This is a genomic window from Tengunoibacter tsumagoiensis (assembly GCF_003967535.1).
Taxonomy (GTDB): Bacteria; Chloroflexota; Ktedonobacteria; order Ktedonobacterales; family Ktedonobacteraceae; genus Tengunoibacter; species Tengunoibacter tsumagoiensis.
The window spans coordinates 4,742,206-4,767,390 of record NZ_BIFR01000001.1; the positions used below are offsets into that span (position 1 = coordinate 4,742,206).

Below are 25,185 nucleotides of genomic sequence, written 5' to 3' on the forward strand. Positions count from 1 at the left end.
ACCTTTTTGGGCTCTTCGGTCTATAGATTATAGACGTTTTGATTGATATACTCTTATCACTAATAATAAAAAGGATGAATTATGACTACTCAGCCCGTCTCTGCCAATGCTCCATCGACTGGTCGTCGTAAGCGTTCTGGCTGTATCCCAGGATGTTTTATAACGCTTCTTGTGCTCATCGTGCTTCTGATAGCTGCCTGGTTCGTTGCGATCCGGCCCACACTCCACACTATCGCTTCTGACCAGTTAGATAAAGCCATGACCAGTGCGGTCAATCAGGTCCCTAGCCATGCAGGCGATCAGATTCCCAGCGGCGGACTCACGCTTCCTGTGGATGAGACGATTATTACTAATTTGATCTCAGTTAATCTCGCACCCTCTAATCCTGTCAAACATCCGGTCACTCATATTACAAGTTCGGGCATGCGCCTGGAGTTCCAGCTCTACGGCTATAGTTGCGCTATCTCGGCACTCCCTTATGCGGACAATGGCCAGCTCAAAGTCAAAAATGTGACTGTTGATGGCATTATTGGTCTGGTGATGTCCTCTGATGAGATCACAGCTCTGCTCAATCGCCACCTGGCTGATGCTCAGCAACGCTTACAACATCCAACCACTGGCGTCCAATTAAAAGATCATGAGGTCGATATTACGCTGGGATAATGCGTTCTTTCGAGGGAGGAGACCCCTGGTAGGGGTCTCGTTCATACCTTTGCTTTCGCTGTTGGACGGCGACGACTGGCCACAGATATGCTCGGTGCAATCAACAGTAATCCTGTCTGTATCCCACCCTGACTCTGTGATTGGAGGGCCACAGGTGCACTGGCAGGCACACCATTCTGAACAGGACATGTACTGGCATCGGCTGGGAGATGAGTTGGAGGGGCTGGAAGGTTCTCAAAGGTTGATGTAGCGCTGGGCAATAGACCAAGATTATTCTGTCCAAAGGGCCAGTAAATCAGCGCCCCACGCCCGATGATGTTTCCCCTTGGTACACAGCCCCACGCTCGTGAATCTGAGCTCCCATTCCGATTATCGCCCAGCACAAAAAAAGTATTCGCGGGGATCACACGGTCGACAAAAGAGGAGTAAGGGTTCCCTTGATTCTCAGGAGCAATGTATGGCTCGCGAAGAACCTTCCCATTGATCGAAATCGTTGTATTTTGAATCGAAATAACATCGCCGGGAAGCCCAATAACTCGTTTCACATAATCTTGAGAGGGATTGGGAGGAGCAACAAAAACAATAATATCGCCACGTGCCGGTGCATGGAACGCATAGGACCACTTATCGACAATCATAAGCTCTCCATTATGGAGGGTTGGCTCCATGCTCATACCATCGATATTGAAGTTTTGGATTGCCATCTGGATGATGAGAAACATAAGGACTGTAAGTACCAGAGTCTCGATAATCTCACGTATCAATCGATAACGCTTCTCAAAATTTAGTTCTAAATCCACCGATATCCCTCTTGCCATCTATGGATCCTCTCGCCCCGGGGGAATGAAGGATGAGGGCTCATCCACTCTTCTCCTTATCCCCCTACTTCTCCTCGGAGGTAGGAGAGACGCTTTAGCGCCGACCCCACCTTCGAGAAAAACCAACTGCCCCCAAAATAAGACCCGGGCCAATAAGCAGTGCCATCGCCCCTGAGTTCTGCCAGGAGATCGCGCTATCTGGTGCATGAGTCGCCGTCTTTGTTCCCTCTTGATGAACATTTGCAAAGACAGAGGAAACATTCGGAAGAAAACCCGCATTATCCTCATGGATGATTGGCCAGTACACGAGAGCCGCACGTCCAATAATATTACTGCGCGGCAATAGACCCCAATCTCGCGAATCGGAACTATTAATGCGATCATCACCCAACGCCAGATACTTATCTTTCGGCAGCACAAAGTGATCATAAACAGGATAGCCAGGCCGATTATAAAAAGAATTTCCTTGTCTCGTAGGCGTTACATACGTCTCATGCAAGGTTACTCCATCCACGGTTACGTCATTCCCTTTAATGGTTACGACATCGCCCGGGATAGCAATGATTCGCTTGACATAGTTCTCTTCAGGATGAGGAGGAGCAATGAAGACCACAACATCACCACGTGCAGGAGCGTGAAATTGATAGGAGACTTTGTCCACCATAATCCGTTCCCCATCATGCAAGCTGTTCTCCATACTTGGACCGTCAACTGTGTAATTCTGTACCGCAATGTTAATGATAAAAAACATCAGCGCAGTTAAGACAACAGTTTCAATGATCTCGCGAATGAGACGGTTCCTCTTCTCGAAATTCTGTTCCACTTTCAAAACATTCACCTGTGAGTGTTTCTAATTGCCCTCCAATGTATCATAGTATGCCAGAGCTAGCAAGTTTAGAGGGCAAGGTCATGATTCGGCTCTCTATGTAGTCTATCATCACAAACAAGCATCTGCCGAATGGAATGCTCATTTGGCCTGATGCCGATCAGAGCCTGGCAAACGACGATATCCTGTTCTAAAGCGCCTTCTGCAAACTTTGACGCCTATGAACCTACCTACTATACGCAACAATAGCCCCCGCGTTGCAAAGAGGGTGCTCTTCGCTCCTGTCACAACAACTGTAGCATAGGAGAAACAAAAATACCTTTTGTATCATGCAGATACAACCTGAACGGCCTCTTTTGTTTATACTTCTAAGATCAGTTCTTTCCGCAGGCTCTCTACTATCTCGCCTTGATTATCTCTTGTCGCTCGAAACAGGCATGATGGTCCATGAGCAAACTGGACCCGTATAAGCTTAATATGCAGACCGGCCTGGGACAGATGCTGCTCGCTCTGCTCCAATACCGTTCCTTCTCCTAAAATTGGATGATGAATGATGGGTAGAAGCTGTTGATCGTGACAGAGGGGCAGGTAATATTGCTCTTCCCAGTCTAAAATCTTCCGGGCAAGGGTCTCACGATCTCCTTCCAGAGACGAGAAGGATGTGGACGCACACCGTTGCTTAATATGATACAGCCGCTCAGCCATCTGTAAAATATACTCACGGTCCTGCACCGTCTGCAACAGGTTCTCTGGCAGCTCTGCCGCATGCAGACCATGATAGGCCCCTTGAAGAGCCCCCACACATGCTGCAATCGTATCCGTATCGCTGCCAAAGGTATCGGCTGCGGTGACGACAGACCTGACAGGCTCATCCAGATTGTGCAAGAAGAGGTAGAGCGCTGCACAAACGGTCGAAAGACCCGAAGCCCAATTTGCCAGTGGATAGCGAGCCCCAATAAAGCGATAATATGCCAGATAATGAGAGGTACTGGCGATACGCTCCAGATATTGTCCCGCCTCCTGTTGGGCTTTGTGGAGGGTATCCTGAAAAGAGCTCTTACTCTGTTCTTCCCAACAAGCGATCCAATCCTGAGCTATGTCAAAGCTGGTCAATAGAGGCAGGCATCGGGGCATCCAATCTAGAAGATACTCAATCAGCTTCGTTTTCAGAGAACTATTCTGCTCAGATGTAAGGGTATAATTAATAGCTAAACCATATAATATTGTCCCCAGGAGCGCCCGAGGATGCCCATGAGTCACAATGGCATTCACAAATGAATTTTTAATAATCGCCTCTTCATCGCCCGCATTGGCTAAAGCAATAGAAAGGTTCCTCACAACCGGACCATTAGTCTGTATCTGTGTATAATCAACAATGGGCGTCTTATAAAAATTATGTTCCCACAACACATTTTTACGGAGATAGAGCCGCGCAGCAGTCTTAGATCGTTTCCCACCACCACGCACATACTGAAGCCAGAGGGGAAGCTCAGCATATGCAAATGCTGCTGCTGCAAACTGCCCATCTGCACGAATACTGCGAGCAACAGCCAGAGCCAGTTGCGTATCATCAGAATATTCGCCCGTACGCACTGGTTCTCTATAGCCACTCACGTCTTGTAGATACTTATCCCAGGCCACAAATTCAGTTGCAGGCTGGTCATAAAATGGCTGCAATCCTCGATTAGCATAGGTATAGACAGATTCAGTTGGCCAACCAAGTGCATCACCTACTGCGCTGTACAGGAGTGCGCCTTGAAAGCGATCATGCAATTGAACAGTCATTCTCTATTGATCCTTTTCTAGTCAGTATTCCATTTAAAATATGCCTGATCTCACCTGGAGAGTCAAGACAGATTACGTTTTTGGAGAACAGATATCATAACCCATTTTTCATAGCTCTCCCCTCTAAGAGAAATAAGTTTTCCCTTTTTGGTGTTCTCTTTCTATGATGGTCTCTCTATTGGCCTCTCTAAAGAACAAGAAAAATTGTAGTCTCTCTATTGGCCTCTCTAAAGAACAAGAAAAATTGTAGTCTCTCTATAAAGAACAAGAAAAAGGTAGTAAATTGTTTGATGGAGACGAGAGCGTTGAGAATGGGAGACCGGCCTTTCTTTACCTACCCCTATGACCTCTTGACGTCAAGATAAAAAGTATAGTAGTGTTACGTGGAACGTTTGTTTGTACCCAACAAAGTGCATCAGTAGAGATTATCCTCAAATAGGTGCTAACAAACAGAGCCATCAGGACTACTGCTAAAAGTTGCGATGTTTAGTGACGGATTGGTTTGATGTATGCCCCAAGATAAAATTGTGATACGAGGTGCTCGTGAGCACAATCTCAAAAATATTGATGTCACCATACCACGAGACAAGCTGGTTGTGATCACCGGACTCTCAGGCTCCGGAAAAAGTAGCCTGGCCTTCGATACGATCTTTGCCGAAGGTCAGCGCCGCTATGTCGAATCCCTCTCAGCCTATGCGCGGCAGTTCCTGGATAAAATGGATAAGCCCGATGTGGAGCATATCGATGGGCTGTCGCCTGCGATCTCGATTGACCAGAAAGGGACGTCTCATAATCCCCGTTCGAGCGTTGGCACCGTCACGGAGATCTACGACTATCTTCGTCTCCTCTATGCGCGCGTCGGTCATGCCCATTGTCCACAATGTGGCCGCGAGGTCAGTCAACAGACGCTCCAACAGATTGTCGATGCCGTTCTCAGCCTCCCTGAGGGGTCTCGCATTCTTCTCCTTGCCCCGCTCGTTCAAGGCCGCAAGGGCGAATACAAGAATGTGTTTGAGGAGATGCGCCGCTCCGGGTATGTCCGTATGCGCGTCGATGGCAAGATCGTTGATCTCAGCGATGAGATTGAGCTTGATAAACAAAAGAAACATACGATTGAGGCGGTGGTGGATCGTCTGGTCATTCGCAAAAAAGCGCATGAAGATGGGTCGCAAAATGGCACCACCGGGCTAAAAGTAGCTGAGCGGCCCGCTCTCTATGAGGTGAATGCAGCCAGAGAGCCCCATCTTGACGAAGAGGGTCTGGCAGAACCCACCTTACCAGCGATTGCGCATGAAGAGGTCGATCAGGCCTTCCGTCAGCGCGTCTCAGATTCGCTCGAAACGACGTTAAAACTAGGCAATGGAGTGGTACTGGTAGCAGTTGTGGATGGGGAAGAGATTCTTTTCTCTGAGAAAGCTGCCTGCGTCTACTGTAATATCAGTCTTCCTGAGATTGCCCCACGCACGTTTAGCTTCAATAGCCCTCATGGTGCCTGTCCAACCTGCACTGGCCTGGGCACGCAGCAAGAGATTGATGCTGATCTGGTTGTGACCAATGGGGACTTGAGTATCCTACAAGGGGCAATTGCTCCCTGGAGTAAGATGATCAGCGGCAGCCAGTGGCATCAGGCGACAATGGAGGCGCTCTCCAAACGCTATGATGTGAATCTCAATACTCCCTGGCGTGAGCTCAGCAAGGAGATCCAGAAGAAGATTCTCTACGGCGTTGATGAGCCGCTCGCGATCCGCTATACGCCACAACATGGCAATACGCGCACGTACAACACAAATTTTGAAGGGGTCATCCCCAGTCTGGCCAAACGCTATCAACAGACCGAAAGCGAAGGGGTCCGTGAGGAGATCGAGGGCTTTATGTCGGCTCGCCTCTGTCCAGATTGCCATGGTGCACGCCTCAAACCCGAAGCTTTAGCTGTCACTGTTGCAGGTCGCAATATTGTTCAGGTTACTCAGCTTCCCATTAATCGCGCTCAACGCTTCTTCGAGGAATTAGAGGCCGAAACACCAGAGGTCGCGCCTGTCGTGACCCACGAACCAGCCACAATTTCTACAGGCAAAGGGAAGAAAAAGGAGCCGAAACAGAATGGCTCGCTCCTTGGTGATCCATTGCAGAAGATCCGGCTCTCTGACCCGCTGGTCTTAACTCATCTTAGTGCACGTGAACGCTTTATTGCACGCCAGATTCTTAAAGAGATTCGAGCTCGCCTCCAGTTCCTGATCGATGTGGGTCTTGACTATCTGACCCTGGATCGAACTGCGGCGACCCTCTCCGGCGGCGAGGCTCAGCGTATTCGTCTGGCAACTCAGATTGGCTCGGGCCTGATGGGCGTGCTCTATATTCTCGATGAGCCAAGCATTGGTCTGCATCAACGCGACAATGAACGCTTGATCCATACGCTCGAACGGCTGCGCAATCTCGGTAATACGCTTCTAGTGGTCGAGCATGATGAAGATACCATGCGAGCAGCGGACCATATCATCGATATTGGGCCGGGAGCTGGTGAACACGGCGGACATGTGGTTGCTGAAGGGACCTATGATGAGATTGTTGCTAATCTCAATTCGCTGACGGGTGACTACCTGTCGCGACGAAAGTTTGTGGTAACGCCACAAGAACGACGCCAGGGGAACGGAAATTCGTTGGTGATCCGTGGCGCTCGTGAGAACAACCTGAAACAGGTGGATGTCGAGATCCCGCTGGGCAAGTTTGTCGCAATTACGGGTGTCTCAGGCTCTGGCAAGAGTACGTTGATCACGGATATTCTGTATCGCAAGCTCTCTCAGACGTTTTTCCGCGCTCACGAGAAGCCTGGTGCTCACGATACGATTGAAGGGCTAGAATACCTGGATAAGGTGATCGATATCGATCAGTCTCCGATTGGCCGTACCCCTCGCTCAAATCCAGCTACCTATACAAATGCCTTTACCATTATTCGCGATCTGTTTGCACAGGTGCCTGAGTCTCGCCTCCGTGGCTATATGCCTGGCCGCTTCTCTTTTAATGTCAAAGGTGGACGCTGTGAGGCCTGTAAGGGCGAAGGTATTGTCAAGATCGAGATGAACTTCCTTCCCGATGTCTATGTTCCCTGTGAGGTCTGTCAGGGCAAACGTTACAATCGAGAAGCCCTTGAGATTCATTATAAAGGCAAGACTATCGCGGATGTGCTGGATATGACGGTTGAGGAGTCTCTGAGCTTCTTTGAGAATGTCCCTTCCATCTATAGCAAGATGAAGACGCTCTTTGATGTGGGTCTGGGCTATATGCGACTTGGACAGCCAGCCACCACGCTCTCAGGCGGCGAGGCCCAGCGCGTCAAACTGGCGACTGAGCTCTCACGTCGGGCAACAGGTCGCACCATGTATATTCTGGATGAGCCAACTACTGGCCTCCATTTTGCTGATGTGGATCGCTTGCTCAGTGTCCTGCAACGCCTCGTGGATGCAGGCAATAGCATTGTGGTGATCGAACATAATCTGGATGTCATTAAAAGCGCCGACTGGCTTGTCGATATGGGCCCAGAGGGTGGCGATGCCGGTGGAAGCGTAGTAGCAGAGGGGACGCCCGAGGAAGTGGCTGAGAACCCTCGCTCCTATACTGGCCACTTCCTTAAACGCCTGTTTAGTGAGGAAATGGCCCATCATCTAGCACAGGAGCAGCAGAGGGTGCAGCAGGCAGTGGAGTCACTCTAGTAAACTCATGATTGTACTCGGAAGTGGGAACCTGGAACTCGGGTTCCCGCTTCCCTTTTTTTCCTTCCAGATGAGGCTCGCCTCCACCATTCTGTATCTTGCTCGCATGATTCTGATTGCGGTCCAGCCAGACTACCAGCCCTGACATCATGAGCACAACGATACTGATCCCCAGAAATTTATACAGATGCACAAACCAGAGAGCCATCAGTCCAAAGATGGCGGTAAAGCTATAAAAGATATAACAGATCTGGCGTGCATTTAAACCGGTTGATTTCAATCGATCGTGCAGATGGCTGAGGTCGTACTGCATGGGCGACTGACCCCGATGAATACGGTTGATAATGACGACGGCCATATTGATAATGGGAATGCCCATGACCATTAATGCCAGAGCGAACTTGGCCCCACCAATAATGGAGAGGACCGCCAGCCCCAGTCCCAGAAACTGTGAGCCACTATCACCCATAAAGATCTTTGCAGGGTTCCAGTTGAGCAACAGAAAACCCAGCGTTGCCCCGGTAAATAATGCCGCCAGGATCGAAATAGTATACTGTTGCAGCGTCCAGCTAATAATGGTAATACAGGCACTGGTGATCACAACCACACCACCCGCAAGCCCATCTACTCCGTCGATCCAATTCAAACTATTCATCATCCCCACCATCCAGAACCAGGTAAAAAGGACTGCCGGAATCGCCAGCAGGTTGATGACTGGCTGATGAATGATTAATGTCACCACATCGTGCTGATACCATGGTAAGGCAGGACTCTGGACTGCCGCCTGAAACGGATTGCTAAAACCGTAGAGAAGTACTCCGTTAAACCGACCATTGAGATAAGGCCCCATCACAATAAAGACCGATAGGGTCTGGGCCAGCAATTTAGGCAGCGGCTTCATCGGTTTGAGATCATCATATGCGTGCACAGCGACGATCAAGGTGGCTGCCACCAGGAAGAGCCAGTAGCTGGTGAGCTCGCAATTTTGCGGCCCACAAACGCGCAGATCAGGATGGGGAAGATAAAACACAAATGACATGAAGACAAATGAGAGGAAGATTCCAACGCCACCCAGGCGCGCAATGGTATCAGGCTTACGCCCCGGCTCAACTGGTCGCGTCCACCCGGACTTGCGATAGAGATAGATAATCAATAGGCAGAAGAGATAAGACAGCAGACAGGCACACGCTCCACCAACCAGCAAGGTTACAAGATTGTTAGAGAGAAAGGTGGGGATAAAGAGCAGTAATGGAGTGTGCACTTCACTCATAAAAACCATAGAGAGATGCCCCCTGTAATGAATTATACCAGCGCTGATCTTAACCAACCAGATTGATTATTCGAGATTCCTACGTTCACGGTTATGTTTACTATACGCTCTGGTTAAAGCCAGCGACCGTTCTGGACAGCATCTACCCGCCCAGGTATACATGCCGGCCTGGATTACCAACACAGAATAAAAGACAGGCATACCATGTTCCGCCTCTATGCCTTTCACACATGAAAGCTAGATGGCCACATGCATCAATCGATCCCAGCCGGCGTAATCTTGACGACAAGTGATACGTGCAGCAGGCCATATCTCCTGCAAAAGGTGGGTGAGCACGTCGCCCTGTCGATAGCCGATCTCCAGGAAGATTTCTCCTCCTTCCCTCAGGGTACCAAATTCTTTGATCTCTTTGCACATTTTCTGTATTAGACCTAGCCCATCTGGGCCACTAAACAGGGCAAGATGGGGCTCATAGTCATAGACATCGGACTCTAGATCGGGTATCTCTGCCGTTCCAACGTAGGGAAGATTGGCACAGAGAATATCAACCGGTTCGGGCAGTGGCGCAATCAGATCTCCCTGTAGAAAACACACACGCTCAAGCACATGATGGCGCTGAGCATTCACACGCGCCACTGCTAGAGCATCAGGCGAGATATCACACGCGTAGAGCAATGAGAGGCGTGGCTCTTCAACGGCCAATGTAATGGGGATAGCTCCACTTCCCGTTCCAATATCAGCTACCAGTGGGACCACTCCAGAGGACAGACGCTGGCGAATAGCCTGCAATGCGCTCTCAACCAGGATCTCCGTTTCGGGGCGGGGAATCAGTACACGCCGATCAACAAAAAAATCCAGGCTATAAAATTCCTGGCTCTCCAGGAGGTAAGCAATCGGCTCTTTCTGCTGGCGTCGCTCTAATAGAGCCTGATACTGCTTCCACTGAGCCTGCTCCAGCTGGCGTTCAGGGTATGCATATAAGATGCTCCGCTCGACACCTAAAACATGCTCTAATAAAATCTGAGACTCCAGTCGAGCATTTCTCGGCTCCATCGCTGTGAGAAGCGCTTTCCCCTGCTCTAAAGCCTCCCGAATCGTCGTCATTAGACACAATACACTTTCTTCTAAAGAACCTTCACCCATACAAACGAAAAGAGGGATGGAATTGGCACATTCCTCACCAGAAAGTTAAAACCGCCAGCCCTTCAGGTTAAAATGCTCGCTACTCAATTGCTGCCATGGCGTTCCTACCTGCTTCACAATCGTCAGGCAGAGAGGCTGAGCAAGGTAAAGAAACAGACAGAGACTATAGAGCAGAACGAGCCATTGTAGACCAACTATGGAAAATCCTTTGACAAAAGGATACCATAGGGCACTAAATTCTGGCGTATAATGACAGAGAAACTCGAGAGCATAGCTATTTTGAGTACATGTAGTAATACGTGAGCTTGCCTGCTCCCATAATGCTCCATCAAGACCAACCCAACAAGAAAGTCCGAGAACGACTAATGTGAGCAGATGAACAAACAGTGAAGCATCTCGCCTATGCAGTCGAACTGCCAGTGCAAATGAGGCTGGGATTGCTGCCATTAAAAAGAAGCGCGGCCCCCAGAATAAGCCTCCATACCAGGCCCACCAGCGAGCATAGATGAGCACCAGTCCAATCACAAACCCCATCCACCATAAATACACATGATAGATTGGATACTGCTTCTCTTGCTGTATCTGAAGAAGGGTCTTTCTCACTGGCAACAATAATCCGGGCATAAAAAAGAACAGGCCTTTTCCAAAAGAGAAGAGAATTGAGAGCACCCCAAAGAAAAACGGGTAACTGAACCCGGAGATCCCTGTATAGGGCATGACTGTCGGAAAACCAGCATCTCCACTATACCCCTGATTCAAGGGGCTACCACGGCGCAGCCAGGATTCACCCATGATCAGCAGGCCAACGATGACAAGACAGAGTATATATCGTAGCCGCTTATGATCCATAATGTATTTCAGCAGAAAGAGGCAGAGTCCACCTACGGTCGCTGGCGTATTGACAACTGCCAATACAATGGCGCTCCAGCCCAACCAATGAGTTGTTCGCGACACCAATGCGAAGGCACCAAATCCAAAGCAAAGTGCTGTGAACACCTCACCATAATAATTGGTGAGATGAGCAGGAAACATAGAGGCTGCAATTAAGATCAGGAAAAATTTCCGCAGAAGCGCTGGCTCCAGTCGATCTTTGAGGAGCAAATAAACCAGTCCTAAACTGATAATAAAGAGGCAGGGATTATACATATCGATAAAGTTTGACGCTGAGTGCCCCAGTATCCAGAGTGGCAGTGAAAATAAAGGGCCAACAAGGGAATAGCGCGATCCAGGATCATAGAGTTTGTGCAGGTAGAGCAGATTGGACATATCCTGCCAGCGATCCGTCCCATCTCCACTAATCTGGTGTGGCAGCAGAAACCAGATCTCCAACAGACCCAACAGAATCAAAGCAATCTCAATCCCTGCACGAATCTTTGCCTCTTTTACACCAATTTCTCTACTTTCAGTACATTTGATTTTCACTATCTTACCTTTACGCTTTTTGGCATCATCATATCTCCAGTATGAAAAACTATTAAGTATTTATACTATACATCCATTTCAGATTGAATGATCAGGATTAGGACAAAAAAAAATTTGCTAACAAGATTGGCACTGTCGTGTCCAGCCCTACCTTCTCAGTCGTAAGGGCCCAACATTGCAGTGCCAATCTTGTTAGCAAACAAATGTTATTTTTCGAGCGTACTTTTGCTATTGCGCTCTCCGTCATAGGTCAGCAGAATACGTTTGCCGTCAAACATTGTCTCCAAATGGACTGGACGGCCCCAGATAGTGTACACATGTTGCAATGTCTTCTCTGCATATCCCAGATCCAGTTCCTGGCCTTCAAACAGATGCTTGAGGTAGAGCTCTCGATTGCCCCGATAATCACCGTTCTCTACGACCAGATAGGGGTACCCAAAATTGGTCATGTTCGCAACGATAGTATCGCGCACTTTCTGCCAGTTCTTCTCTGCAATGACCCAATCATCACCTTCTTTTTTGTATACATAGAGATCGAGATCTTTAACCAGGTCCTCCGTCAGATAATTACGCAGGAATGAAACGTCGTTGTCAATCTCACGAACCTCAAAGATCTTCTGTCTCCCCATCCCTGGCTTGCGTCCAAGCCGCTCCTGCTCCTCTGTTGAGGGGCTATCCCAGCGCCGTTCAATATCCTCAAAGATTTTAAAGCCCAGGTAATAGGGGTTCAGAGAGGTTCGCGATGGCGTTAGCACGCTCGAGTGCAGTTGCGCAAACTCCACAGTCTCTGAATCAGTAATAACGTCCTTATCCCCTAATTGACGCATAATTCGTGAATGCCAGATACTGGCCCAACCTTCGTTCATCACCTTTGTCTGCATCTGCGGCACAAAGTAGAGCATCTCTGTATGGACAATCTCTAATAGATCTCGTTGCCAGGGCTGAAGATGAGGAGCGTAGCGTTGGAAGAAGAGAAGGAGATCCTTCTCAGGCTTCTCCGGAAACTTTGGTGGCTTGCCCGGGCGCGCATCGCGCTCCTCCTCGACCTTCTTCGCCTTCTCTTCCAGGCCCCAGAGATCATCATACTCACTGCTCAGAGGACCAGCTTTCTTGCCAGTGGCATCGTTCTCATTCTCGCGCAAGAGCAGATTATAGTCCACATGCTCTTGAATTGAGAGCACAGAGTCCAGAAAACGCTCGACCTCTGCCTTCCCATGGTCAAATTCATACTTGGCAATCCGTTCGGCATGAATACTGACCTTATCAATCATGCGCCGCGAGGTATGCTGAAAGTAGGCGTTATTCTTAAAAAAGTCGGTATGACCAAAGACATGGGCTGCTACAAAGGTGTTTTGCAGCATATTGTTCATCTCCATGAGAAAGGCGTAACTTGGATTGGTATTGACCACCATCTCATAGATCTTGCTTAACCCGAGATCATACTGCATCTTCTGGCGATGATAGGCCTTGCCATGCGTCCAATGGCTAAAGCGGCCAGGAAGACTATAAGATGCAAATTCGTACATAATCGCTGCCGGGACCAGCTCAAAATGGGTCGGGAAGGGATCAAGTCCAAACTTACGCGCCTCTTCCCAGGCAGCGTCGATACCATCGCGCAGACGTTCCATCTCACTCTGAGCATCATAAATGGTCATATTCCCACCTCCTGATACCTATTTACTGGGCACAGCATCGCGTAGAGCAAAGAACTTGCGCAGAGCAGGATACACCTCTTTCTTATCCGAGATCGTGACGGCGGTAAACTTCTTATCGTTGATCTTATTATATGCCGACATTAATGTACTGGGAGAGCGATAATGGCCCTCGCGAATCTCACCATAGCCGAAGATGTTACACAGCTCCATCAATTTATTGACCAGCTGGACACAGCGGTCGTTATCCCAGGGCAGGTTGTCTCCATCGGAGAAATGGAAGGGGTAGATGTTCCAGTCGTTGGGATTAAAGCGCTCTTTAATAATCTGTAGCGCCAGCTCATAGGCCGATGAGACCTGCGTCCCACCACTCTCGCCCTTATGGAAGAATTCGTCCTCGGTGACCTCTTTGGCTTCGGTATGGTGGCTGATAAAGACAATCTGCACATTGTTATATTTTGTGCGCAGAAACCGTACCATCCAGAAGTAGAAGCTGCGAGCAATATACTTCTCAAATTCGCCCATCGAGCCAGAGATATCCATCATGGCGATGACGACAGCGTTGGACTGATACTTGATCGTCGGCTCCCAGACTTTGAAGCGCAGATCTTCCGATTTGATGTCCTTGAATTTGGCATCTCCTTTCGCTGCATTGCGCTTCATATTCTCGATGATCGTGCGTTTTTTATCCAGATTATTCATCGGGCCTTTTTTGCGCACATCGGTAAACCGAACGGCCTCCGTCTGCATCTCCTGCTGGCGCTTCTGCTCCAGATTCGGCAGACCAAGATCCTCGAAGATGAGTGCCGATAATTCCTCCATGGTGATCTCGGCCTCATAGTAATCGTATCCGCTCTCCTTGCCAGCATCACCCTTTTTACCTTTACCTTGCTTGGGCTCCTGGGCCACGACATCCCCAACTTTGCTCTTCCCATTCCCCTGCCCACCATGCTGTTGCCGGCCAAAGTCATAGCGGAAACTATATTCTTCCAGCGAGCGGATGGGAATTCGGACGCTCTTCTTGCCATCAGAGAGGATAATGCTCTCCTCACTGACGATCTCGCCCAGATTCTTCTTGACCGCCTCGCGGATTTTTTCTTTATGGCGCTCTTGATCGATCTGCCCTTTGCGGTGCAGCGACCAATCATGTTGAGAGACAGACATTGATCATGGTCCTTTCATCTCATCAAATGAGAGGATAGGAGCGGCCCGCTAGTCCTGGGGGCAGAGCTAGACGGGCCGTCTCACGCTGATCATACGTATCCTGCTTGGAGCTGCATTATCGATTCAAGAGGCTCCCTGTATAGCGCAGAATCTCATTTGCACAGACGTGGCAGTAGCCATGTTCGGACATGAGACGATCAACAACTTCGTTAATCTTGCGCAGCTGCTCTTTATCAGGTGTGCGTGTGGAAGTGGTGATCTTTACGACATCGCGCAGGTCCGCAAACAGTTTCTTCTCGATCGCTTCTTTCAGACGCTCGTGACTGGTGTAGTCAAATGACTGTCCTTTACGAGCCAATGATGAGATACGGATTAAAATCTCTTCACGGAAGGGCCGTTTGGCGTTTTCGGAGACCCCAATCTGCTCTTCAATTGAGCGCATCAGGTGCTCGTCGGGCTCGACCTCTTCATCTGTAATGGGATCGCGCAGCTTGGTCTTGTTGCAATACGATTCAACATTATCAAGGTAGTTATTCAACATGGTCCGGGCGGACTCTTCGTACGAATAGACAAAGGCTCGCTGAACCTCTTTGCGTGCTATCTCGTCGTACTCTTTGCGGGCCTCGCTGATGAAATTAAGATAGCGTTCACGCTCTTCGCGTGTGATGCTGGTATGTTGATCTAAGCCATCACGGAGTGCACGCAGGGCATCAATCGGATTGATGCAGGTTACGTTCTGCTTAATGAGCGCGTTTGAAAGGCGGTTAATGACATACCGCGGCGAGATACCATCCATCCCCTCACGTATAGCCTCATCCTGTAACTCACGTACATCCTTCTGCTTCACGTCTTCCATATCCTCACCATCATAGACCTTAAGCTTCTTCATCAGGCTCATGCCTGCCTTCTTGGAGGCCTCAAGGCGCGTTAAGATAGCGAAGATACTGGCGATGCGCAGGGTATAAGGAGCGATATGCACACTCTGCAATGAGCTCTGCTTCAGCAGCTTCTCATAGATCTTGACCTCATCAGAGACGCGCAGGTTATAGGGAACCTTGGCGAGAATGATGCGGTCTTGCAGCGCTTCAGATTTCTTATTCCCGACAAAGGATTGATACTCATGCTCGTTGGTATGGCTGACCACAACTTCGTCGGCGTAGATCATGCTAAAGCGCCCGGTCTTGATGTTCTGTTCCTGGCTCAGTGTCAGCAACACATACAAGAACTTCTCATCACAGTTATGATTGACGATACCATTGGAGATGTACGTATTAGAGCCCGGCACGTGGAGATCCCAGCACTCAGCCTCGCTCTCCTCAATCGAAACAATCTCATCATAGAACTGAGATGGATTGAGCAGAACACTTAAGCCCGGAGGTGGTTCGACCCATCCCTCAAGCTTATGCAGCACATTCGTGGCCATCGCGCGCGTGCAGGGAGTGGTGGCGGTACTCAGGCTGTGCAGGTGATCCCCTAAGATGCCCTCTCGCACCTGAACGTCCGAGCTGCCAACAGCCGTAGCTGACGCCAGAACTGTCCGCTGAAGCTCTTCCGAGAGAGCGACCCAATAGCCCATTGTGTTGGGAATCAGATCAGCACGACCAGAGCGCTGCTCTGTTGATACACCTTTCTGATAGGCCACAAGCTTGTGCTGAGGCAACAGGCGCATCTGCGAAGCCAGCAGGTCAGCATCTGCACCACTCACCGTCACATTCCAGCTGGTCTCAGTTGAACGGCTCTGAGTCTGCATACGGCGCGTCACCACTCCAAGGTTCACCAGCAGGATCTGAAGCTGCTTCGCCAGTGTCTCAGAAGCAGTACTCCATGAGAGCCGACTGCTGAGATTAACAGTGCCAGCACCAGCAAAGTAGCCAGCGAGGAATTCCAGGACAGAAGCACGCGACGATTGTAAGACAGACCAGGGAAGCTCTTTCTCAACGGTGCCAGTCTTCAAGCCAATCGAGCATACGAAATCAACAAGAGCCGCACTCTGTATCTCCACGCCAACAGGATGCTGATGAGGAGTAAGACCAAACAGGCTCTTTGTCAATTGAATATAATCCAGCTGAAGCTCTTCTTCTCCAGTAGCCAGACGAATCGTGCCGTCAGGGCTGACATCTCCATGAGCAATGAGATATCCCAACCAGCGCGCCAGTTCTGGCGTCATCTGCTCTGGCATGCTAATGCTCTGGGCCGGTTGAGAGGTGCCAGGCTGCCAATTGAATACCACATCCTGACCCCACATATTCTGCCCTTTTTGCAGCACCGCCCAATCTCCAACCTGCAACTCATCATGCCGCTTCCAGACAATAACCCCGTCCTTGTTCACCACTGAGATGCGATGTTCAGCAGTCCCTTCTTGCACAAAACCACGTCGCGTCGTAATACGCTTCGTCTGGTTCAGGCCTGAACGATAGATGTGCGTCGCCGTTTCTACCCCTGTGCTACTAGCAAGCTGTAACTCTAACTCGCGGGATTCACCAACGGGATGCTCAGCCTGTGCCAATGAATCCAATCGCACAATTCCCTTATGCGTGAAGATGAGAGAATCACCGCTCATACACTTGAGCATTTCGACAAATTCCATCACCCCTCGGTTAGCGATGTTAAGTTCGCCATCGAAGCGGTAGGCGCGGGGATCGCTCTCAACGCCAATCTCACCAATGGTAGAGAGGTCAATACCGCCTACGAGCTCGCTGATATCCTGGCTTTTGGGATCGGAGGGTGTGAATGTTCCTACGCCAACGCGATACTTCTCGCTAAACGTGATACGCTTGACAGGAATCTCTTCAATCCGACCTCGGAACTGATTATCGACTATAAAACGACAATGAGGACACAGATCGCCTTCAATATACAGCCCAAATTCTTTTTCTACATCCGAGCGCAATTCATGAGGAATCAAGTGCAGAGGATCTTCATGCATAGGGCAATCCGTAATCGCATAGATCGCCCCCTGGGGGGTTCGGCTATAGGCTTCCAGGCCTCGCTTGAGCAAGTACACAATCGTCGACTTACCACCACCAACCGGCCCCATCAGCAGCAAGACACGCTTTCGTACTTCCAGACGCTGAGCCGCAGAGTGGAAGTAGTCAACAATCTGCTGAAGCGGCTTCTCAATGCCAAAGATTTCCTGGGAAAAAAACTTATAGCGGGGCTCGCCAGTCCGGGTCGTCTCAACACCCGCGTCCATAATCATTTGATAAATGCGTTCGTGAGAAAGTTGAGCTACCTCTGGTTTCTTGCACGCAATCTCGAAGTATTGCGCGAAGGTGCCTTCCCACAAAAGTTCGCGCTCACGATCTCGATATTCCTCTAACCGCTTCACCAGATCCATAGTTCATCCTCTCTGTTATGACTAATAGCGCATAAATAACGGTTATCTCCGCTACCCCCTCAGTAGGGAAAGGTATGTTATGCACTACACTCTTCAACTGATGCTACGTTCGACGACTCAGCAACGCACTTCACGATCAGGAAGCATCAATGATATCAGCCCAGGAAGAACAACCCTGTCCTTAAACTTTCAATGACATCCACCCAACCACGATAGTGCCAGATGAACAAAAGGGGCCGATTCCTGCTCGACACAATCCGCGAGAGAATCTGCCCTTTCTACATTTGTGAGGCTATTGAGATACGCTTTGGCGACCCAATCATTGGCCTGCCAGGAAATCGGTGTGAGATGCATCTCTGCGATGCCCCTCCACTCTTCATTGTGCGCATATGATACGCTCTTGCGACACCTTCAGCGCCCAAAAAGTATTCGTCTTTCACTTTCTTGACAATTACTCTTGTGACACTAAGCCCATCATACCAATAAGGGTATACGCACATTATACCATATTTCTAGCCCAAAGTTAAGAGGGAGTAGCTCCTCATTCTCTTTGCTTGTTCAAATGATTAGACAAGCAGAAATTATCTTGCACAAAAATCACATGCGTCTTCCTATTCTTATTCTATCGGAGGGAAAAATGATGTGCTCATATCTAACCATTCTTTCTCTGGCACAATGCTTCCATCTGGCTCTGTTCCTGCTTTCATGCCCTTCTGGTCTACAGTGAAATGGAATGATGCAGCGCAGGATACCAGTACCTAGACGTCAGAAGAACAATAGTTGGGTAGGGTCTTGAGAGGGCAAGTGGAATAGCGATACAGAACAATTTTAAGCTTGACAAAGCACAAAAACGCTATCACCCATCTGTACACCCAATTGGCTCGCCGCATTTCCATTCTGGACCGCTATGCCGATATACCCGGAACTATCCAGGTAGTAGAAAGGATGTGGCGATGCGTCGCGTTCTGCAAAATAGCTTCGACGCTCGGCAACAGCTATTCCCTGCACAGGCAAGACAAGCTGCATTGAAGCATCCGGGGTCCTGGCCATGAGATTGGGCACAAGGTCCGCAGGGATATCGGTGATGAGATTTCCAAAGTGATCGCAATGCACAATCTGGCCTTCGATGCGCCCATCGTATTGGCCCGGCTCTAAGGGGAGACGTTGCAGGTCGCTGGCCTGTAATGATGGCCCAAATTCGGCCAGAGGGACTCCATTGGCAAGATGGGCTGAGATGGGCGCAAAGATATCTCGCCCTTGAAAGGTGGCACTTATCTGAGGTAAGCAATAGTCTGGATTGCTCAGGGCAACAACCGCGTGTACAGGCTGATCGCGCAGGATAGCGCTAAACATCCCATTGTCAGGCCCCACAAAATACCATTCTCCCGCTGCAAAAGCAATCGGATGGCGCTGACTCCCCACACCTGGATCAACGACACAGGTAAAGATCGTTCCCGGCGCAAAATACCGATAGCTTGTCTCTAGCAGCCAGGCCCCCTGTCGAATCTGTTGGGGGGCAACTCCATGGGTCAGATCCAGACACTGCACCTGAGGAGCAAGACGCAGAACCACCCCTTTCATCACTCCAACATAAGGATCGGTTACCCCAAAGTCTGTCAGGAGGGCAATCACTCCTGATGGGGAACACAATGAACTATTTTGATGCATAGGATAATAGTCCTCTCTCCATATCGCTCTCACCATGCCTGAAATGGTTGATACGACTGTCTTGCCAGGTTATAAGCAGCAAAATTCTCCACATCTACAGTCCTGCATGCCTCAATAGTCACATAAACAACCTGATTATTAGGACTTTGCTAGAGATGTATGCTATACTAGCCCCGAACAGAGATATGGCTTGAAGCAAGGTAACAAGGTTCTTAAGACCACTATCAGAAGCTATTGCTAGCTTGTTTATAGTACTGACCCGAGCCTGCTACTATTGTATCAAGATTGTACTCGGCTTTTGATGGAAGTGCCAGAGGAACAATACGCCAACAAGGGTGGGATGGCAAAAAGCCCTCGTATTGTATGTACAACCCCAACTCTTCGAGGTTTTGCCAGGTTATTACCATGCGCCATTTCCACGATGAACAGTACTATATGTGTTTGATCACAGGGGATGTGCCCCTCCCTAATAGAACAGTCAATAAACGGTCAGCAAGCGGAGTGATGCAGGATGAACATCAGCACAGGTGGACCACATATTCTTCTTTTTGAGCGAGATCAACAACTGGCGGCGCTTCTCATCAGCGAGCTCCAATTAGCTGGCTATGAATGCCATACCGCCCGCACTGCAGTCGAGGTTTTTGACGCGATTGCACGCTATTCTGTGCAGCTGGTACTCGTGAATCTCGCACAGGCTGCAACTGCACGTCGCGAGTTCTGGGTCGCATTGGATGGACAACGACGAGATCGTAAGGTGCAGGTCTTTACGTTTCGCTGTACGAATCTAGCTGGCTATGGTCCTCGTGATCTGGACGACCATGCTCAAAATACTGTTGCCGATATGGAGATCGATGGGATGCTCGGCCTGATGAGCCTGGTCGATGCGGTACGCGCTCGCGTCCCTGGCACGAGTAGTGCCAGTGGCCCACTGGAAACAATCTCGACCATGCCCCGCATGCAAAAGATGCCGACAACATCTGGTCCTCTTCCTGGCGTTAATCTCCCTCCATCCTCTTCATCTCCACGATCTCAGTCACCGTCTTCCATTACTCCATTGGGAAGTTCTCCAGCTAATATGCTCAATAGCAATACTGGCTATCGAACCGCTGTGACTGCTGAGGGCCGAATGAATACCGCTCCAATGCCAGCTCTACCAGTCAACAATCAGACAACCGCCTTCCCTCCGAGCTTTTCACCTGCTGCTCCCCCACAGGAGGCTCAACCTACATATACCGATAAAATTCGTGCAGTCCTCTATCCCAATCAACGTGCCTGGAGTAATCAGACAAGCGCAACTTCATTTACACATACCCAGCCAGAGCCTGCAAGCCCTCCAGCTGCCCCCATAGCCTCTCAGCCTGCTTCTGAGAATACTGTTCTCCATCGCCTGGCTGCTGGCCAGATTAATGGCGATGGCAGTGAATCTAGTCTCGCCAAGCTCTCACGCATGGCTCAGGGCTATCATTCAAATACGCTTGAACCCTCGACAGAGGCTGTCGCACAAAATCAGGTCGAGCCGCCTCAGATGCGCGCTCCCCAGGCTCATTATCGCTCTCAACCACAAACATACCAGCCAGCAGAGACGCCCCTCAAACGTTCGGGCAACTCTGGTACAAATTACCAATTATCAGATGAGTATCACCGCCCAGGTGTTTCTCAAGGAGGTCACGCAGTTCAAGGGGGGCCAGCCGAAATCAACATCCCACCAGCACCTATTGCTCGTGTCCTCCCTGAACATGAACGTCAGCAGGCAGCTCCCCCCGCGCCTGTGAGCTATATTGTGCCTACATCCGCTCCATTGCCCCGTCCAGTTCCGGCCAATGAGACAATCAGCGAACAACCACTCCGCGCCTCTCCCATTCAAGGCCTACCCAATGAGCGTGGAGGCAATGCAGTCAGTGGTACAAATCTCCCCAATTCGGAGAGCCCCAGGCGGCCCGATGTGCTCACACGAACCAATTATGGACAATCGACAGGGCAGCAGCCATCGGCAGCGATGCCACCACTGGCCTCAATCGCGACGCCCCCGCCTGTACAGGGGCCAGCCGCACAGCAGAATGCACAGGCAACGCCGCAACCTAGAACAATGCCGTCTTCAGAAGCTCAATCTAACACACGAAGACAAGAGGAACTTCGCAAAGAGACTATCCAGCAGCAGGCTCAATCAGGAAATGGAGAGAGTGGGAAGGAGAAGAGTAGCTATAACTGGCAAGACGAAATTCGACTAACACGAAAACAAGAAGAGATGCTCGAGGGACAGATGGGAGCCAATCACGCTCTCCTCCTTGATATCGTCCAGAGCTTCCCGGCAATAGCCGATCTACCAAAACAACAGGAAGTACAGCCTCAGGTGCTCAATGGGAGGGCCACACGCTCTCTGGGCAATGTTCTCTTAGATGGACATCTGGTCCCTCAAGATCGCCTGGAGGTCGCACAAAATATTCAGCGTATGCTACGTGGTGTGGATTTGAATTATCAGTTGGGTGAGATTTTGCTTATGTTTAAATTATTAACTCCCGATCAGCTCCTGGCTGCCAGCCTGGTTAGCTTTGGCTTGATCACGACCAATCAGGTGAGCGCTCTTGGACGCATTCGTCAGGAGCTCCATGCAATTGGCCTGGAATATGATCTGGAGAATCTCCTGATCCTTTTCCGCATACTGACCCCCGAACAGCTCCGCGAGGTTCGCGCAAGCATCCAGAATTAGGTCTTCACAAACATAGATAGACAGACATTGGCGCTCAGAGGCCTCTGAGCGCCAATTCTTTCTCTTATGACCCTAAAACTTCTACGGTTGCATCGATCTTCTCTATCTGAGCTCCCAGGCTGCGTAGCTTGCCATCCAGATGCTCGTAGCCGCGCTCGATATGTTCGATACCATAAACCTCTGAGGTTCCTTCGGCACACAGGGCCGCCAGGATATAGGAGCAACCCGCTCGAATATCAGGGATGTCCAGGCGAATACCATGCAAGGGGGTGGGCCCACGTACAACACAGCTATGCATATGCTGCTTCTCACGAAAACGACAGGGAATCTCTCCCAGACATTTGGGGAAAAGGCCAATATGCGCACCCATCTCATTGAGAGCGCTGGTATAGCCAAAACGGTCTTCATAAATGGTCTCGTGCACAACTGAAATTCCATTGGCCTGCGTCAATAAAATCGTGAAAGGCTGCTGCCAGTCAGTCATAAAGCCCGGATGGACGTCGGTCTCCAATGAGATAGGCGGAGGAACGCTCCCGTCACCAATAAAACGAATCCCTTCGTCATCTACTTCAAAACGCAGCTTCATTTTGGATAAAGTATTTAAGAATGTCAATAAAGTGTCTTGCTGAGCGCGCCGCAGGTAGATGTCTCCACGCGTTAAATAGGCCGCTATGGCTAGAGAGACTGCTTCGTTTCGATCACTTAACAGTGTGTGCGAGGCTCCATGGAGCGACTTGACTCCCTCTACGACGAGCCGGCGATCCACTTTAAATTCGATGATCGCCCCCATCTTTTGCAGCAATTTGACCAGGTCAACGATTTCTGGCTCGGTTGCAGCGTTCTCGATGATGGTAACGCCTTTGGCCAGAGATGCGGAGAGCAGAAGGTTCTCAGTTGCCATGACGCTAGGGAAAGGCAACCGAATGGTCGTTCCACGCAGCCCTTGAGGAGCCGTACAGTGATAGTAACCATCTTCCTCAACGATATGCGCACCCATCTGCCGCAGGCCCTGAATATGAAAATCAATGGGGCGCGGCCCGATGCGATCTCCTCCCGGCATGGGAATTGAGGCTTCACCGGTCCGGTGAAGCAGCGGTCCAATCGTCATAACGCAGAGGCGATTGAGGCCACCAACTTTTCGCGAAATAGTCGTATTGGTGATCTGTTCTGTACAGATGGACAGAGTATGATCGTCTAAATGAACCTGCGCCCCTAGCTCTTGACAGAGCTTGATTGTAAGATCAAGATCTCCCAGTAGTGGCACATTCCGTAAGGTACAGGGGTTTGTTGTGAGCAGTGATGTAATGACCATCTTAGTGACGGCATTTTTGGCTCCACTGAGCACAACATCTCCATGCAAAGGCGTCCCACCAGTAATCAGATAGTGGGGCGCCTTACTTTGCGAATCAGAAACAAGCATGAATAATGGTCTCCTTATCGTTGACCTGAATTACCTGGAGCCTTCCATAACCAGCGCAGAGCATTGAGCCGCGAAGGGGGCGCAAGCATATGCGAGCGTCCGGGCCGTTCATCAAGTTCAGCTAATAGATCGAGAAAACGATTGACGCTCTGGGCTACCCCCTCAACCATCAGATACCCCGATGGCTTGACGGCATCTCCAACGAGATAAAGGCCCTGCCAGGCAGAGCGTCCACCCCGATCTGTCCCCTGAGCCATGCGATTCACCGGCCATTCGCCTCGATAGGTCCCCATTGTCAATACTTTGCAGTGTTGATCAAATGCTGGCCCAAAAAGCTGGCGGAGATCGGCAATGGCTAGCGCTCTCTCTTCCTCAACATTATTACTCTGAATCACTTGATGGCTAATTAAAAGATGCTTGCCCGCTGGAGCAAGCGTTGGATCACTATTGGTTGGCTGGACCATGCCAGCAATACGCCGGGTATCCAGACAATACATAATACCTTTATGGGGGATCAGCGAAATATCACTCAGGATATGAACTTTGAGGCCCACTGCTTCTGGTACGGACTCCCCTGGCCAGTTAGACTCATCCTCAGCTTCTGGTTGCTGCTGCTTGAGTACCTCTGCCTGTGTCACTCGTCGGCTCTCTAACAACGCATCGGTGGCTCGTGGACCAATATCGCTGACCACTATTCCTGCTGTAAGGATCTGCTCTTCCTGGCTCTGCTTCTGACGAATGCGCACTCCTACCACGCGATCTTCCTCATGGAGGATCTGTAACACCTCACATGAGTGCATAATCTGCGCTCCCTGCGCGAGAATCTGTTGCTCCAGCTGCCGGGTGAGTGCTCCACACCCGCCCTGGACGATGCCAGGCGCACCAAAGCGAAACATATTCTTCGTGATATGAACAACTTCCGCAGTACTGATCTGATCAAGTTCGACGCTCAATGCAAAACGTGCGATGCTGGTAAAGAATGCCACCAGTTGGGGATTCTTCTCAACCTTGATATAGCGAGCCATCCACTGATCAAAAGGGAGATTGCGCTCATCCTCTGGCAGCGCTGTCAAAAACATGAGCCGACCCAGACGGAGTAGACCAAGCGATTGGACCGGACCCAGAAATGTAAGCACGCCCAGCAGTCCTCGGGAGCGATACTGCTTTCCATGCACATGAAAGGACCCAAAGACATCTGCATCATACAGGCGATGAGGGATGCCAAGACCACGTAGCATCGTTGCCAGAACACCACTACTGCCAAAAGGGACCATATGCACAGCACCTGTGCTCACCTGGACGCCCTGAAAGGTCTTGGCGGTAAAACGTCCACCTGAATGATTTAAACGCTCAACGATGATGACGCGCTTCCCTCGTTGCAACAACTGGGCAGCACTTAAGAGGCCACCCAGGCCAGCCCCAATAATAATAGCATCGGTGGATTGGGAATCATGAGTAGTCGAAGAGGCTTCGGTGGAAGAAGAGCTCGCTTCGCTAAGAGATACTTGTTTGTACATGCCAATTCCGCTGTGTCTCAATGAAATATGGACCGCATCCCTGCAAGCTACAGCGGAGGCGACCACATAAGTTGTAGGGCGGCTAC

The 25,185-nt window shown here is 50.0% G+C and carries 16 protein-coding genes; 3 read left to right on the forward strand and 13 right to left on the reverse strand.

What is annotated here, in order from left to right:
- Positions 1-81 precede the first annotated feature (81 nt).
- Positions 82-663, forward strand: a complete 582-nt coding sequence (locus EL628_RS18540; RefSeq protein WP_126581398.1) for a hypothetical protein — start codon at positions 82-84, stop codon at positions 661-663.
- A gap of 41 nt (positions 664-704) precedes the next feature.
- On the opposite strand, the gene lepB (EL628_RS18545) is transcribed toward EL628_RS18540, so the two are convergent.
- The 3 genes from lepB (EL628_RS18545) to EL628_RS18555 all read right to left on the reverse strand — a co-directional run bounded on the left by lepB (EL628_RS18545) (position 705) and on the right by EL628_RS18555 (position 4,092).
- Positions 705-1,481, reverse strand: a complete 777-nt coding sequence (lepB, locus tag EL628_RS18545) for a signal peptidase I (RefSeq protein ID WP_126581399.1) — start codon at positions 1,479-1,481, stop codon at positions 705-707.
- Between the two features lie 94 nt (positions 1,482-1,575).
- Entirely contained in the window at positions 1,576-2,304 is a 729-nt protein-coding gene (gene lepB / locus EL628_RS18550; RefSeq protein ID WP_126581400.1) for a signal peptidase I, read from the reverse strand.
- A gap of 363 nt (positions 2,305-2,667) precedes the next feature.
- On the reverse strand, positions 2,668-4,092 hold the full coding sequence (locus tag EL628_RS18555) for an ADP-ribosylglycohydrolase family protein (protein ID WP_126581401.1): 1,425 nt from the start codon (positions 4,090-4,092) through the stop codon (positions 2,668-2,670).
- Between the two features lie 509 nt (positions 4,093-4,601).
- On the opposite strand from EL628_RS18555, the gene uvrA reads away from it, so the two are divergent.
- Positions 4,602-7,799 carry an excinuclease ABC subunit UvrA gene (gene uvrA, locus EL628_RS18560; protein ID WP_126581402.1) on the forward strand — a complete coding sequence of 1,066 codons (3,198 nt, stop codon included), beginning with the start codon at positions 4,602-4,604 and terminating at the stop codon, positions 7,797-7,799.
- Here the strand turns inward: uvrA and EL628_RS18565 are convergent.
- The 8 genes from EL628_RS18565 to EL628_RS18600 all read right to left on the reverse strand — a co-directional run bounded on the left by EL628_RS18565 (position 7,729) and on the right by EL628_RS18600 (position 19,455).
- Positions 7,729-9,078 (reverse strand): MraY family glycosyltransferase, encoded by a 1,350-nt coding sequence (locus tag EL628_RS18565; protein WP_126581403.1) that lies wholly within the window; start codon positions 9,076-9,078, stop codon positions 7,729-7,731. The two genes, uvrA and EL628_RS18565, sit on opposite strands and share 71 nt — an antisense overlap.
- 228 nt (positions 9,079-9,306) lie before the next feature.
- A complete protein-coding gene (prmC, locus tag EL628_RS18570) occupies positions 9,307-10,173 on the reverse strand; it encodes a peptide chain release factor N(5)-glutamine methyltransferase (protein ID WP_161975597.1) in 867 nt (288 codons plus the stop codon).
- A gap of 84 nt (positions 10,174-10,257) precedes the next feature.
- A complete protein-coding gene (locus EL628_RS18575; protein WP_126581405.1) occupies positions 10,258-11,634 on the reverse strand; it encodes a hypothetical protein in 1,377 nt (458 codons plus the stop codon).
- Between the two features lie 206 nt (positions 11,635-11,840).
- Positions 11,841-13,289, reverse strand: coding sequence for a SpoVR family protein (locus EL628_RS18580; protein ID WP_126581406.1), 1,449 nt, complete (start codon positions 13,287-13,289; stop codon positions 11,841-11,843).
- Between the two features lie 18 nt (positions 13,290-13,307).
- On the reverse strand, positions 13,308-14,450 hold the full coding sequence (yhbH, locus tag EL628_RS18585; RefSeq protein WP_126581407.1) for a sporulation protein YhbH: 1,143 nt from the start codon (positions 14,448-14,450) through the stop codon (positions 13,308-13,310).
- Positions 14,451-14,565: 115 nt separating this feature from the next.
- The gene (locus EL628_RS29895) at positions 14,566-17,787 is read right to left on the reverse strand and encodes an LAGLIDADG family homing endonuclease (protein ID WP_245994150.1); all 3,222 of its coding nucleotides are present in this window, start codon (positions 17,785-17,787) and stop codon (positions 14,566-14,568) included.
- Between the two features lie 189 nt (positions 17,788-17,976).
- Positions 17,977-18,141 carry a hypothetical protein gene (locus tag EL628_RS29900; RefSeq protein ID WP_161975598.1) on the reverse strand — a complete coding sequence of 55 codons (165 nt, stop codon included), beginning with the start codon at positions 18,139-18,141 and terminating at the stop codon, positions 17,977-17,979.
- A 474-nt stretch (positions 18,142-18,615) separates the two neighbouring features.
- Complete coding sequence (locus EL628_RS18600; RefSeq protein WP_161975599.1) at positions 18,616-19,455, reverse strand: SAM hydrolase/SAM-dependent halogenase family protein; 840 nt, start codon at positions 19,453-19,455, stop codon at positions 18,616-18,618.
- Between the two features lie 511 nt (positions 19,456-19,966).
- On the opposite strand from EL628_RS18600, the gene EL628_RS30550 reads away from it, so the two are divergent.
- Complete coding sequence (locus EL628_RS30550) at positions 19,967-22,162, forward strand: hypothetical protein (protein WP_245994152.1); 2,196 nt, start codon at positions 19,967-19,969, stop codon at positions 22,160-22,162.
- Between the two features lie 64 nt (positions 22,163-22,226).
- On the opposite strand, the gene murA is transcribed toward EL628_RS30550, so the two are convergent.
- Positions 22,227-23,582: a UDP-N-acetylglucosamine 1-carboxyvinyltransferase gene (gene murA, locus EL628_RS18610; RefSeq protein ID WP_126581409.1), complete on the reverse strand. Its 1,356-nt coding sequence runs from the start codon at positions 23,580-23,582 to the stop codon at positions 22,227-22,229.
- Between the two features lie 14 nt (positions 23,583-23,596).
- A complete protein-coding gene (locus EL628_RS18615) occupies positions 23,597-25,099 on the reverse strand; it encodes a phytoene desaturase family protein (protein ID WP_126581410.1) in 1,503 nt (500 codons plus the stop codon).
- Between the last annotated feature and the right edge of the window lie 86 nt (positions 25,100-25,185).

What these genes read in the sequence shown, in the direction of transcription:
- EL628_RS18540 (WP_126581398.1), top strand. Translation starts at nt 82, where the DNA reads ATGACTACTCAGCCCGTCTCTGCCAATGCTCCATCGACTGGTCGTCGT.
- lepB (WP_126581399.1), bottom strand. Translation starts at nt 1,481, where the DNA reads ATGGCAAGAGGGATATCGGTGGATTTAGAACTAAATTTTGAGAAGCGT.
- EL628_RS18555 (WP_126581401.1), bottom strand. Translation starts at nt 4,092, where the DNA reads ATGACTGTTCAATTGCATGATCGCTTTCAAGGCGCACTCCTGTACAGC.
- uvrA (WP_126581402.1), top strand. Translation starts at nt 4,602, where the DNA reads ATGCCCCAAGATAAAATTGTGATACGAGGTGCTCGTGAGCACAATCTC.
- EL628_RS18565 (WP_126581403.1), bottom strand. Translation starts at nt 9,078, where the DNA reads ATGGTTTTTATGAGTGAAGTGCACACTCCATTACTGCTCTTTATCCCC.
- prmC (WP_161975597.1), bottom strand. Translation starts at nt 10,173, where the DNA reads ATGACGACGATTCGGGAGGCTTTAGAGCAGGGGAAAGCGCTTCTCACA.
- EL628_RS18580 (WP_126581406.1), bottom strand. Translation starts at nt 13,289, where the DNA reads ATGACCATTTATGATGCTCAGAGTGAGATGGAACGTCTGCGCGATGGT.
- yhbH (WP_126581407.1), bottom strand. Translation starts at nt 14,450, where the DNA reads ATGTCTGTCTCTCAACATGATTGGTCGCTGCACCGCAAAGGGCAGATC.
- EL628_RS29895 (WP_245994150.1), bottom strand. Translation starts at nt 17,787, where the DNA reads ATGGATCTGGTGAAGCGGTTAGAGGAATATCGAGATCGTGAGCGCGAA.
- EL628_RS29900 (WP_161975598.1), bottom strand. Translation starts at nt 18,141, where the DNA reads ATGCATCTCACACCGATTTCCTGGCAGGCCAATGATTGGGTCGCCAAA.
- EL628_RS18600 (WP_161975599.1), bottom strand. Translation starts at nt 19,455, where the DNA reads ATGCATCAAAATAGTTCATTGTGTTCCCCATCAGGAGTGATTGCCCTC.
- EL628_RS30550 (WP_245994152.1), top strand. Translation starts at nt 19,967, where the DNA reads ATGAACATCAGCACAGGTGGACCACATATTCTTCTTTTTGAGCGAGAT.
- murA (WP_126581409.1), bottom strand. Translation starts at nt 23,582, where the DNA reads ATGCTTGTTTCTGATTCGCAAAGTAAGGCGCCCCACTATCTGATTACT.
- EL628_RS18615 (WP_126581410.1), bottom strand. Translation starts at nt 25,099, where the DNA reads ATGTACAAACAAGTATCTCTTAGCGAAGCGAGCTCTTCTTCCACCGAA.